This window comes from Planomonospora sp. ID91781 (assembly GCF_015711595.1).
Classification (GTDB): Bacteria; Actinomycetota; Actinomycetes; order Streptosporangiales; family Streptosporangiaceae; genus Planomonospora; species Planomonospora parontospora.
In genome coordinates, this window is the sequence record NZ_JABTEY010000001.1 from 2,705,339 (window position 1) to 2,717,600 (window position 12,262).

11 protein-coding genes are annotated in these 12,262 nt (G+C 72.7%); 6 read left to right on the forward strand and 5 right to left on the reverse strand.

The window, feature by feature from the left end; all coding sequences use genetic code 11:
* Positions 1–24 precede the first annotated feature (24 nt).
* Positions 25–507 (reverse strand): GntR family transcriptional regulator, encoded by a 483-nt coding sequence (locus tag HS048_RS12335; RefSeq protein WP_068896971.1) that lies wholly within the window; start codon positions 505–507, stop codon positions 25–27.
* A 107-nt stretch (positions 508–614) separates the two neighbouring features.
* Between HS048_RS12335 and HS048_RS12340 the strand changes: the two genes are divergently transcribed.
* On the forward strand, positions 615–932 hold the full coding sequence (locus HS048_RS12340) for a hypothetical protein (RefSeq protein ID WP_231647306.1): 318 nt from the start codon (positions 615–617) through the stop codon (positions 930–932).
* Positions 933–1,499: 567 nt separating this feature from the next.
* On the opposite strand, the gene HS048_RS12345 is transcribed toward HS048_RS12340, so the two are convergent.
* From HS048_RS12345 to HS048_RS12360, 4 genes are all read right to left on the reverse strand, one after another.
* Positions 1,500–2,141, reverse strand: a complete 642-nt coding sequence (locus HS048_RS12345) for a RadC family protein (protein WP_230880816.1) — start codon at positions 2,139–2,141, stop codon at positions 1,500–1,502.
* A gap of 133 nt (positions 2,142–2,274) precedes the next feature.
* A complete protein-coding gene (locus HS048_RS12350; RefSeq protein ID WP_230880817.1) occupies positions 2,275–2,997 on the reverse strand; it encodes a TetR/AcrR family transcriptional regulator in 723 nt (240 codons plus the stop codon).
* Positions 2,994–4,079, reverse strand: coding sequence for a saccharopine dehydrogenase (locus HS048_RS12355; protein WP_196467017.1), 1,086 nt, complete (start codon positions 4,077–4,079; stop codon positions 2,994–2,996). The genes HS048_RS12350 and HS048_RS12355 overlap by 4 nt, the downstream gene beginning before the upstream one ends.
* A gap of 48 nt (positions 4,080–4,127) precedes the next feature.
* Positions 4,128–4,853: a GntR family transcriptional regulator gene (locus tag HS048_RS12360; protein WP_068896969.1), complete on the reverse strand. Its 726-nt coding sequence runs from the start codon at positions 4,851–4,853 to the stop codon at positions 4,128–4,130.
* A 318-nt stretch (positions 4,854–5,171) separates the two neighbouring features.
* Here HS048_RS12360 and HS048_RS12365 point away from each other — a divergent pair, with 318 nt between their 5' ends.
* The 5 genes from HS048_RS12365 to kduD all read left to right on the forward strand — a co-directional run bounded on the left by HS048_RS12365 (position 5,172) and on the right by kduD (position 12,251).
* Positions 5,172–7,712, forward strand: coding sequence for a discoidin domain-containing protein (locus HS048_RS12365; protein WP_196467018.1), 2,541 nt, complete (start codon positions 5,172–5,174; stop codon positions 7,710–7,712).
* Between the two features lie 50 nt (positions 7,713–7,762).
* Entirely contained in the window at positions 7,763–8,677 is a 915-nt protein-coding gene (gene dapA / locus HS048_RS12370; protein WP_084008276.1) for a 4-hydroxy-tetrahydrodipicolinate synthase, read from the forward strand.
* 167 nt (positions 8,678–8,844) lie between these two features.
* Positions 8,845–10,530 carry a ribonuclease J gene (locus HS048_RS12375; protein ID WP_196467019.1) on the forward strand — a complete coding sequence of 562 codons (1,686 nt, stop codon included), beginning with the start codon at positions 8,845–8,847 and terminating at the stop codon, positions 10,528–10,530.
* A 162-nt stretch (positions 10,531–10,692) separates the two neighbouring features.
* Positions 10,693–11,496, forward strand: coding sequence for a 5-dehydro-4-deoxy-D-glucuronate isomerase (kduI, locus tag HS048_RS12380; RefSeq protein WP_068896965.1), 804 nt, complete (start codon positions 10,693–10,695; stop codon positions 11,494–11,496).
* A complete protein-coding gene (gene kduD / locus HS048_RS12385; protein WP_084008275.1) occupies positions 11,496–12,251 on the forward strand; it encodes a 2-dehydro-3-deoxy-D-gluconate 5-dehydrogenase KduD in 756 nt (251 codons plus the stop codon). Before kduI ends, kduD begins: the two co-directional genes overlap by 1 nt.
* Positions 12,252–12,262: the final 11 nt, after the last annotated feature.

Consider the following 12,262-nt stretch of genomic DNA (forward strand, 5'->3'; position numbering starts at 1 on the left):
GAGGAAACCGGAGAAGTTCCAGGGTCACTCGTGTGGCCATTTCTCCCGGGGGGAGACGAAGCTGCCTCGTTGCGGCACGGTGTAGATCCATCCCTGCTCGCGAAGCAGGCCGACCGCGCGGCGGGCTGTCTCCCTGGCCACTCCGTACTGCTCCACCAGCGCTGTTTCACTGGGGATGGAGCGGCGAGGGCGTAGGTCGCCACCACGGATGCGCTCGACGAGGTCTTCTGCGATCTGCCGGTACATCGGGGTCTTCCGTGTTTGCCGGGCGCCCTTGTCCGGTGGGCCGACGAAGGTGCCCTCACCTTGGACCGTGTAGACGAGCCCTTCCTCACGAAGCATCTGCACGGCTCGTCTGGCGGTCGTCCTCGCCACACCGAACTCATTTCGGATGTCGGCTTCGCTGGGGACCACATGTCCTGGCGGAAGTCCCGCTTCAGTGATTCGCTGCCGGATGATCTCAGCGATCTGCAGATAGAGATGAGTATCGCCGTCGGGATCGAGCACTCTCCGAAGATAGACGAACGGGAACGATCCTGTGCAAAATGGTACATCTATTGAGGCGAAATACTTCGACTTTGACGAGAGGATACAACTAGACGTATGGTCTTCCTGTGGCCGTGCAGGAGGCGAATGTGATGGTCGTGGTGCTGGGAGAGGAGCTTCACGGTCGTCATGTGGGGGCGTTGCGGGAGAGGCATCAGCGGATCGACTGGCGGCCGGAGGTGCCGCGGGCCGATCGGATCCGGGTGAAGGAGCACACATGCTGCTGCAAGGCGACGTTCTACGAGCTCTGCCAGGCGGGCGGGCTGATGTTCGTCCGGCGTACGCACCGCTTGGGAGACACGGTGGTGGTGCACGAGTCGCCGTGGGTGCGGGTGAAGGAGGCGGAGGAGCTGTGGTTCCTGCTGTTGATGGGAAGCGCCCGCTGACGGGTTCGGCCGGGCCGTCCGTACCGAGGTCCGGCCGGTCGGCCGGGGCGACCGCGTTGACGGACCGGGCCGAGGACCCCGGTCTGAGGACCACCGGAGCTTCCGTGCTGGAGGCGGCCGGTGAGAGGTCCGCGTCGATGGGCCGGTAGGCGCGTCCGGCATCAGAGAGCTCCCGGTCCTTCCGTGTGCCAGGGGTCACCGGAAGGACCGGGCGGTGGTCCCGCGACCTTGAGGGGGGCGCGGGGCCACCGATCGAGAACCCCCGGCAGCAGTCCCTCACATCCCACCTGCTGCCGGGCTCAGACCTGTCGCGAGCCTCCCGCCGTGTGAGGGCGGGGGATTCGGCGGCAGGCCCCGTGCACCCGCCGGTGGAGCACCGGCCCGGCGGGTCCGGTGGCCCGGCCCCGGAGGGGGAGCCGGGCCACCGCCATGGATTTCCGGCCGCCGTCGTGTTCCGGGTGCGGCGGCGGCCGGAAAGCACACCGGTCGATTCCGGCTGGGAAGCACATCGGCCGGGATCGGCCGGGCGATCCGGTCGGCGGCGCGGTCGATGGGCGGGCGGCGGAGTCACCCGGCGATGCGGCGCCAGGCCGTGTCGGTGACGATCACGTGGTCGAGGAAGCGCAGGCCGACGGTCTCGGCGGCCTCGCGGAGGCGGGCGGTGACGTCGAGGTCGGCGGGGCTGGGGTCGAGGGAGCCGCCGGGATGGTTGTGGGCGAGGCCGAAGGAGGAGCCGCCGGAGGTGAGGACGAGCGTGATGATCTCGCGGACGGGCGCCGGGGCGTGGTCGGCGCCGCCCTCGCTGACGATCGCCCTGCGGGTGACCGCGCCGGCGGAGTCGCAGACCACGGCGACCACCCGCTCGTGGCCGAGATGCCGCAGGAGCGGGGAGGCGACGGCCGCCAGGTCGGCCGAGCCGGTGACGCGGCGGCGCTCCGGCTCCGACTGCGCCTGCCGTACGAGGTGGAAGGCGGCGATGATCCGGGCGGCCTTGGCCGGGCCGATGCCGCGGATGGTCATCAGCCGGTGCGCGTCGGAGCGGCCGAGGCCGCGCAGGTCGCCGCAGTGGGCGATCAGCTCGGAGGCCAGCTCGACCGCGTTGGTGCCCCGGCCGCCCGAGCCGAGCAGCAGGGCGAGGAGCTCCCGGTCGGCCAGGGCGGTGGCGCCCAGAGAGAGGAGCCGCTCGCGCGGCTGGTCGGTCGGGGGCATGTCCTTGACGCGCAATCGGCACCTCCGGCTCGGGAACCCGGGTCGGTTGTACCAGGCGGCACCGACATTCGTCCTGATCGCGGAGCCTGCGGCCGTGCCTCCCGGAGGCTCCGCGATCAGGCGCCCGCCGCGGTCAGGGGCCGGTCGGGGGCCCTCCGCCGAGCAGGGCGGTCGCGAGCCCGGTCAGCTCGGCGTCCGTCGCGGCCGAGGCCTCCGCGGCGACGCCCGAGCGGAAGAGTGAGGCCCCCTCGATGAGCATGACGAACGTCTCGGCCCGCGCCCGGCACAGGTGCGGCGGGAGCCCGGGGTCCCGGCTGCGGACGAACTCTGCCACGTGCCCGGTGTAGTCCCGGTAGAAGGCCCGGACCTCGGCGGCGACGGACCCGTCGTGGGCGGCCAGCGCCCAGATCTCGGTGAACAGGCGGACGAGCCGGGCGTCCTCCTGCTGCGCCAGGAGGCTCCGCACCACCGGTTCCACGGCCCCGCCCGCCGAGCCCGTGACGTCGGCCACCTCCTGGAGGGAGCGGGCCAGCACTCGGGCCAGCACGGCCTGGACCAGGTCGGCCCGGGTGCGGAAGTAGTGCTGGAGATGACCCAGGCGCACCCCCGCCTCGGCGGCGACCGTGCGCAGGGACAGCTCCGCGTTCCCGCGGTCCACCAGGACGCGCTCGGTGACGTCGAGCAGTTCCTCCCGGCGGTTGCTCCCCTTGGCGGTCGGCCGTGACGGGCGGCCTGGTCTCGGGGCCGGTGCGGACGGGACCCCGAGGTCCAGTCCGGCCGGATGGTCCGTTCCAGCCGGGTGTTCCGGTCCGGCCGGGGGTTCGGGTTCCGCCGGGCGGTCCGTCGGAGGCGTCATGCGGCCCGCCGCGCCGCGGGACCGGCCTCCTCGGCGACGGCGACCCCTGCGGACTCCAGGAAACCGGGCACGTCCAGGGGGCGCGGGGTCGCCTCCGGGAACACCACGCCCTCCGGCGGGGCGGCGCCGTCGGCGCCCAGGATCCTGCGCAGCGCCATCAGCGCCCCGACCGCGGTCAGGTGCGCCTGCCCGCGGGGATCGGTGACGGTCGCCGTACGGGTCCCGGCCGGGCCGGTGACGTCGATCCGGAGCCGGGCCACCCCGCCCTCGCCGGCGGAGTAGAGCAGGGAGCGGCGGAGCGGCGTCCAGCGCTCGCCGCGCCCCCACCGGAAGAACCCGGACCGCTTGACCGCCAGCAGCGCCGAGGTCAGGGCGGGGGAGCTGAAGCCGATCCGGGTGGCCGCCGTGCCCACGCCGAGGGTGATCGGCAGGGTGAACTGCTCCGGCGTGTCGATCCGCGCCACCCGGGTGCGCGAGGAGCCGATCATGACGGTGCGGGCGTCGGTGAGCGGCATGATCAGGCGTCGCCGCCCGGCCTCCACGATCTCGTACTCCAGACCGAGCCGGTCCATGAACTCCACGGAGTCCGCGCCCGCCCGGTCCCTCAGATCCCAGCGCACCGCGATCTCGACCGTGTCGGCTCCGCCGATCCGGGTGGCCAGCGTCGAGGCCACCAGGGCGCCCACGCCCCCCATCCAGCTGGAGGAGAGCAGCACGGGCGCGGCCGGGCGCAGCGTCGCGGCCACGGTCGCCGCCCGCTGCAGGCGGGCGGTCCACCGGGTGACGTCGGCGTAGGGGATCCCGGCCCGTACGGCGGCGCGCAGCACCCGGTCGTCGGGGTCGTTGACCACGCCGACGACGGCGCGCACCGCCGCGGAGAACGGGGCGGGATCGGACAGGTCCCAGCGGCGGATCCCGGCGCCGGTCTCCTCGGCCAGGGACGCCCCCCTGGCCGGGGTGCGGCCGGTCAGCAGCAGGGGCCAGGAGGGCGCGGCGAGCCTGGCCAGCTCGGCGCCGACGACGCCGTACCCGCCCACCAGCAGCACGGGACCGTCGGGATCGAACCGCAGATCATCATTCATGGCTTCAATATAGGTCATCCGACCTATAACGCGATCGGCGGGACCCGCCTACGGGTGGAGCGAATGGGAGTAGACCAGGCGGAAGCGGTCGCCGGGGATGACGATGTCGCTGGTCTCGACCGGGCGGTCACCGGCCCAGTGGGTGCGTTCGACGTGCAGGACGTGCACGCCGGCGGGCAGGTCCAGGGCGTCGATCTCGTCGGGTTCGGGAACGCGGGAGGAGACCTGCTCGACGATCTCGGTGATCTTCACGCCGGAGGAGGACAGCCGGGCGATCAGGCCGCGCGGGGGGTCCTCGGGGGTCGTCTCGGCGAACTCGGCGGGCTCGTAGGAGACGGCGAGCTGGACGGGCCGGCCGTCGCCGCGGAAGACGTAGCGGGTGCGGGTGAGCGGGGTCGACTCGGCCAGGTGGAGGCGGTGGGCGATGTCGGCGGTGGCCTCGACCTGCTCGGCCCGCCAGTCCCAGGTGACGCGGGAGCCCTGCGTCTGCAGGTCGGCGCCGAAGGGGGCGGCGTGGTCCGGGAAGCGCCAGCGGTGCAGGGGGGTGAGTGCCGGCCGGGCGCGGACGTAGTGGCCGGAGCCGACGCGGCCGACGATGAGGCCTTCGGCGGCGAGCACGCGCAGCGCGTGGCGGGCGGCGGTCTCTCCGACGTTGTACTTCCGGGTCAGCTGGGCCCGGGAGGGGATCGGGGCGCCGGGGGGCAGCGAACCGTCGACGATCTGGCGGCGGATGTCGGCGACGACGCGCAGGTAGACAGGATCGGAACTTGCCACGTGTCCATCCCTGAGGGGTGAGGCGACGGTCCATCCTGCCGTATTCAACGGACAACTCAGGGTAATGACGGCAATTTGGAGCTCCAACTTTGGAGCATGTCCAAGATCTTTTGAACGGCCGGAAAATATCTTGGCGAATCCTGTAACGCCCCTGGGGGCGGGCCCGATTCAACGGTAGAGGTCGTCGATGTGTGTACCCCCGAGCACATATCGGCGGCCTCTTCTTTTCGTGTCCCTTTCGTGTCCCGGCTTCCGGCCGTCCTGGCTACCTGGACAAAGTGGACATAAATATTATTACCTCCCGTGTGTGGATATTTGGTGCGATCCTTAACGGCTGCTCTCGCGGTCGTCCTGGTCGTCGCGACGGCGGCGGCACCGGCCGGGGCGGGGACCCGGGAGGACACCCTCCCGGCCGTGGTGCCCGCGCCGGCCGGGTGGGCGGGCGGCGAGGGGTCGTTCCGGCCCGGCAGGGACTCCCGTGTCCTGGCGGGAGAGGGGTCGAGGGAAGAGGCCGAGCGGCTCGCCGCGGACCTGCGCGAGGTGACGGGCCTGCCCGTGCCCGTGGTCGTCGGCGGGACCCCGGAACCGGTGGCCGGTGACGTGGTCCTGACCGGGCGGGACGGTCCCGGTGACCGGCCCGGTGACCAAGCGGCCGCCGGAGGCCGGCGGAACCCCGAGGACCCGGAAGCCGTCGAAGGCCCGCAGGTCCCCGACGGCCGAGGGAACGCCGAGGGTCCGCAGAACGCCGAGGGCCAGGGGAGCACCGAGGGCCGGCGGAACGCCGGCGGAGCGGGAGGCGCCGAAGGGCTGGAGAGCGCCGGGGTTCCGGAGGGCTACCGCATGGAGCTCGGCGCACACGTCGAGATCGCCGCGTCCACACCGGCCGGGCTCTTCTACGGCGGACGCACGCTGCTCCAGCTCCTCAGGGCCGGGGGCGAGGCGCCGTACGGCAGGCTCGAGGACCGGCCCGAGGCGGGCAGCCGCATGGTCGTCCTCGACGTGCAGGGCGGGTTCTGGCCCGTCGCGCGGATCGAGGACCTCGTCCGCCGGATGTCCTGGCTGAAGCTGAACACGCTCTACCTGCGGCTCTCCGGGGACGCCGCGCTCCGGTTGCACGACCCCGCCTTCGCCGGGGCGGTCCCCGGGCTGAGGTACACCCGCTCCGACATCGAGGCGGTCCAGGCCACGGCCCGCCGCCACCACGTCACCGTGGTGCCGGAGATCGACGTGCTGGGGGACACGGCGGCGCTCACCCCGTCCCGGCGCTGTGCCGCCGAGCTCGTGCCCGACCTGGCGGATCCCGAGGTGAGGCGGCGGCTCACCGCCGTGCTCGACGCCTTCACGGGGTGGTTCGACGCGCCGCTCGTCGGCCTCGGCCGGATCGACGCCTGTGACGAGCCGGAGTGGCTGGAGGGGGCGGCCGAGCTGGCCGGGCACGTCGAGACCCCCGACCGCAGGCCGGTCCTGCGGGTCCGCGACCGCCTCCCGGCGCTGGACGGCAGGCCGGTGATCCTCAACGAGGGCTCGCCGGAGACCGGGGCGATCGTGCGGAACGGTCGGCACGACGTCATCGACGCCTTCCCCGCCGCGGGCTCGCACGCCGGAGACCTCCTGGCGTGGACTCCCGAGGCCGAGGGCTTCGGCCGGGCCCTGATCGCCGATACCGCGGTCTTCGGCGACCCGGGGGCCGCCGAAGCGGTCCTGGCGGGCCTCAGGGCGGAGTTCGCCGAGCGGGCGTGGAACCGCCTCTCGCCCGCGGAGGGTTTCGCGGACAGACTGCACACGGTGGGTGACGCTCCGGGCCTCTCGCCGGAGGAGCCGGCCGTCCGGGTGGAGCACCGCTACACCTTCGACACGCTCCACGTGCCGGAGGGCGACACCCACGTCCCGGCCGCGTGGCGCGACGGACTGCTGGTCACGGCGGCCGACGGGACGGGCGGCGTGCACGCGACCGCCGCGGCGGACGGCGCGCCGCGGTTCCCGGTGCCCGGGCGGGTCGGCGGCGCGGCGCGGTTCGGCGAGGGCCGGCGGTTCGTGCTCGGCGCCGCGTCGAAGAGCCCGCCGTGGACGGTCTCCATGTGGGTGCGGAGCGAGGACCGGGCACGCGGTGTCCTGCTCGGCCGCCTCGACCGGGCGATCGTCGTCGACGGCGGCGAGGTCGCGGTCTCGGGCGCCAGGGAGTTCTCCTTCGGTCACCGCCTCCCGCTGAACCGCTGGACCCACCTCGTCCTGGTCGCCGATCCCCGCGGTACCACCCTGTACGTGAACGGCCGCCGGACGGGCCGGGTGCCCGAGGTGATCGACCTGCCCACGGGCTCGATGGGCCCCTTCGGGGGCGCGCTGGACGAGGTCGTCATGTCGGGCCGGGCGCTGACGGCCGCACAGGTGGCGGCGGTATACGCGGCCATCCCCGACCCGGTGCCGGACCGTTCGGCCGCCTCCGACCCGGAGCCCGACCGCCCGGCCGCCGCCGACCTGGCGCGGGGCCGCCCGGTGACCGCCTCGGGCGTCGAAGCCGCCGGCCTCGGCCCGGAGAAGGCCGTCGACGGCGACCCGGAGACCCGCTGGGCCTCGGCCCTGAAGGTCGACCCGCAGTGGATCCGGGTCGACCTCGGCGCACCCCGCGACATCGCGCGGGTGGTGCTCCGCTGGGAGCGGGCGTACGGCTCCCGCTACCGGATCGAGGGCTCCGCCGACGGCGTCTCGTGGACGCGGATCCGCGAGGTCGCCGATGGGAACGGGGAGGTGGACGACCTGAGGGACCTGTCCGCCACCGCCCGCTACATCCGTGTATACGGTATGAAACGGGGCACCAAATGGGGATATTCGCTCAAGGACCTGGCGGTGTACGGGGGGTGAGAGGGGTGGCGGGGTCCACCGCTTCTCCGGATCCGGGTACCGTTCGGTCTATGGCAGCGCCGACGACAACCTCCGACGCCCCCTTTGGCCGCATGCTGACCGCCATGGTCACGCCGTTCACCGACGACGGCGCGGTCGACTACGAGGGGGCGCAGCGACTGGCCACCTACCTGGTGGACGAGCAGCGCAACGACGGGCTCGTGGTGAGCGGTACGACGGGCGAGTCCCCGACCACCACCGACGAGGAGAAGGAGCGCCTGCTGCGCGCCGTACTGGAGGCGGTCGGCGACCGCGCCGTCGTGGTGGCCGGGGCGGGCACCAACGACACCCGCCACAGCGTCGTGCTGGCCCGCGCCGCCGAGCGCGCCGGGGCCCACGGCCTGCTCGTGGTGACGCCGTACTACAGCAAGCCGCCGCAGGAGGGGCTCTACCGGCACTTCGCGGAGGTGGCGGACGCCACCGGCCTGCCGGTGATGCTCTACGACATCCCCGGCCGCAGCGGCGTGCCGATCCAGATCGAGACCCTGGTCAGGCTGGCGCAGCACGAGCGCATCGTCGCGGTGAAGGACGCCAAGGCGGATCTGTTCACCGGTTCGCAGGTCATGGCCTTCACCGATCTGGTCTTCTACTCGGGTGACGACACGCTGAACCTGCCGTGGCTCTCCGTCGGGGCGGCCGGGTGCGTGAGCGTCGTGGGGCACGTCGTGGGCGCCGACATCGCCGAGATGATGCGGTTGCACCGCTCCGGCGACGTGGCGGGCGCGCTGGAGATCCACCGCAGGCTGCTCCCGGTGGTCTCGGGGATCATGATGCAGGCGGGCGGCGCGATCATGGCCAAGGCGGCGCTGGCGCTGGTGGGGCGCCCCGTGGGACCCGTGCGTTCGCCCCTGGTGGAGGCCACCGGGCAGCAGCTGGCGAACCTGCGCGCGGAACTGGTCGCGGGCGGCGTGAAGCTGTCCGACTGAGATGTGGTGTGAGAAGGAACGTCGCGATCGGGACCGGTCGCAGCTTGGAGGAAAAGCGGTTTGAAGCAGAGAAGACACCAAGGCCCGCAGGGGTCCGGAGCGTTCGGCGAGGGAGCGGTCCCGACGGCCCGCGGGCTGCACGACGCATGTGAGAGAGGTGTGGCCGGATGAGTCACCCCCATCCCGAACTCGGGCCGCCTCCGCCGCTGCCCGAGGGTGCGCTGCGCATCGTGGCGCTGGGCGGTCTCGGTGAGATCGGCCGCAACATGGCGGTGTTCGAGTTCGACGGGCGCCTGCTGGTCGTCGACTGCGGGGTGCTCTTCCCCGAGGCCGAGCAGCCGGGCATCGACCTGATCCTGCCCGACTTCGACTACATCCGGGACCGCCTGGACGACATCGAGGCGGTCATCCTCACGCACGGCCACGAGGACCACATCGGCGCCGTGCCGTACCTCCTGCGCGAGCGCCGGAACATCCCGGTGGTCGGCTCGAAGCTGACGCTGGCGCTGCTCGAGGCCAAGCTGACCGAGCACCGGATCCAGCCGGTCAAGGTCGAGGTGGCCGAGGAGCAGCGGCGCGCGTTCGGGCCGTTCGACTGCGAGTTCTTCGCGGTCAACCACTCGATCCCGGATGCGCTGGCGGTGGCGGTCCGCACGCCTGCGGGCATCGTCCTGCACACCGGCGACTTCCGGATGGACCAGCTGCCCAGCGACGGGCGCCTGACCGACCTGGGCGGCTTCGCCCGGCTCGGCCGCGAGGGCGTCGACCTGCTGATGTCCGACTCCACCAACGCCGAGGTGCCGGGCTTCGTCACCAGCGAGCGGGAGATCGGCCCGGTCATCGACGAGGTGGTCCGCACCTCGTCCAAGCGGGTGATCGTGGCGAGCTTCGCCTCGCACATCCACCGCGTGCAGCAGGTCATCGACGCCGCCGAGCGGCACGGCCGCAAGGTCGCCCTCATCGGCCGCTCCATGGTGCGGAACATGGGCGTGGCGCGCGACCTGGGCTACCTGCGGATCCCGCCGGGGCTGATCGTCGACTCCAAGGAGATCGAGGGCTGGCCGCCGGATGAGGTGGTGCTGATCTGCACCGGTTCCCAGGGCGAGCCGATGGCGGCGCTGTCGCGCATGGCCAACCGCGACCACCCGATCCGGGTCGCCGAGGGCGACACCGTGCTGCTGGCCTCGTCGCTGGTGCCCGGCAACGAGACCGCGGTCACCAGGGTGATCAACGGCCTGACCCGCTGGGGCGCCCGGGTGGTGCACAAGGGCAACGCCAAGGTGCACGTCTCCGGTCACGCCGCCGCGGGCGAGCTGCTGTACGTGCTCAACCTGACCCGGCCGTCCAACTTCATGCCGGTGCACGGCGAGTGGCGGCACCTGCGGGCGCACGCCAAGCTCGCCGCGCTGACCGGCGTGCCCGACGACCACATCGTGATCGCCGAGGACGGCGTGGTGGTGGACCTGGTCGACGGGCGCGCGCGGATCACCGGCGCGGTCCAGGCCGGCTACGTCTACGTGGACGGCACCTCGGTGGGCGACGTCACCGAGTTCGCCCTCAAGGACCGGCGGATCCTGGGCGAGGAGGGCTTCATCTCGGTGGTCATCGTGGTCGACTCCAACACAGGCAAGGTGACCGCGGGCCCGGAGATCCACGCCCGCGGCTCCGGCATCGACCCCGACCGGTTCGACGAGGTCCTGCCGCAGGTGGAGAAGGCCCTGCAGGAGAACGCCGCCGACGGGGTGGTCGACATCCAGCAGATCCGCCGCGTGGTCCGCAGGACCGTGGGGAGCTGGGTGAGCAACACCTACCGTCGCCGCCCGATGATCATCCCGGTGGTCGTCGAGGTCTGACCGGCCCGCCGCGGCCCCGCCGTTCCCGGCGGCGCCCCTCCCGGCGACACCCTTCCTGACGACGCCGCCTCCCGGTCGATGTACCGGGGGGCGGCGTCGTTGTATGCTCAGACTGTTCCATATAGCGAATTTTAATTTCATGTAACAGAACAAGGAGGGTCGATGGAGGTACGGCACGCCACGGCGCCCGACCAGATCCCGGGCTCCACCACCGACTGGCTGCGCTCCCGGTTCCTGGTGGAGGACCTGTTCGCCCCCGGGGAGGTCCGCCTGGTCTACTCGCACGAGGACCGGATCGTGGTGGGCGGGGCACTGGGCCGGGCGGCCCTGCCGAACCCGGACGCGCTGCGCGCCGGGCACTTCCTGGAGCGCCGGGAGCTGGGCGCGGTCAACGTGGGGGACGGGCCTGGCACGGTGACCGTGGACGGCACGCCGTACGAGCTGGGGCCGAAGGAGTGCCTCTACGTCGGCCGGGGGAGCCGCGAGGTGGCCTTCGACGGGGCCTTCTACCTCGTCTCCACCGCGGCGCACGCCGACCACCCGACGGCGCTGAGCACCCTGGCCGACGCCGAGCCGGTACGGCTGGGCGGCCCGGAGGGCTCCAACGACCGCACCATCTACAAGCACGTCCACGCCAAGGGCGTGCAGAGCTGCCAGCTGGTGCTCGGCGTGACCGTGCTGGAGCCCGGCAGCATGTGGAACACCATGCCCTGCCACACCCACGAGCGCAGGACCGAGGTCTACTTCTACTTCGGCCTCCCGGCCGGCCAGCGGGTGATCCACCTGATGGGCCGTCCCGACGAGACCCGCAACCTGGTGGTCGCCGACCGGCAGGCGGTCGTCTCACCGCCCTGGTCGGTGCACTGCGGCTTCGGCACGCAGGCCTACTCCTTCGTCTGGGCCATGGGCGGGGAGAACCAGGCCTACGACGACATGGAGCCGGTCGCGATCGGCGAGCTGCGCTGATGTCGGCAGCGGAGGGGATGTTCTCGCTGGCGGGCCGGACCGCCCTCGTCACCGGGGCGCGGACCGGCATCGGCCGGGCGGTGGCGCTGGCCCTGGCGGCCGCCGGGGCCGACCTGGTGCTGCACGGCCGCGACGACGACCTCGACGAGGTCGAGGCCGAGGTGCGCAAGACGGGCAGGCAGGCCTCCCGGTGGATCCTCGACCTGTCGGACCCCGCGCGGATCCCCGAGGCGGCGGCGCGGCTGGGCCCGGTCGACGTGCTGGTCAACAACGCCGGGATCATCCGCCGGGCGCCCGCGGCCGAGCACCCCTACGCCGACTTCCGCGAGGTGCTCGGCGTCAACCTCGACGCCGTCTTCCTGCTCAGCCAGGCGGTCGGGGCGGGCATGCTGGCCCGGGGCTCGGGGAAGATCATCATGATCGCCTCCATGCTCTCCTTCCAGGGCGGCGTCAACGTGCCCGGCTACACCGCGGCCAAGCACGGGGTCGCCGGGCTCACCCGGGCGCTGGCGTGCGAGTGGGCGTCGAAGGGGGTGCAGGTCAACGCGATCGCGCCGGGCTACATCGCGACCGCCAACACCGAGCGGCTCCGCGCGGACCCGGTGCGCGAGGCGGAGATCTCCGGGCGCATCCCCGCGGGCCGCTGGGGCGAGCCGGAGGACCTCGCGGGGGCGGCCGTCTTCCTGGCCTCCCGGGCCTCCGACTACGTCAACGGGCACGTGCTGGCGGTCGACGGAGGCTGGTTGGCGCGCTGACCAGTAGGATC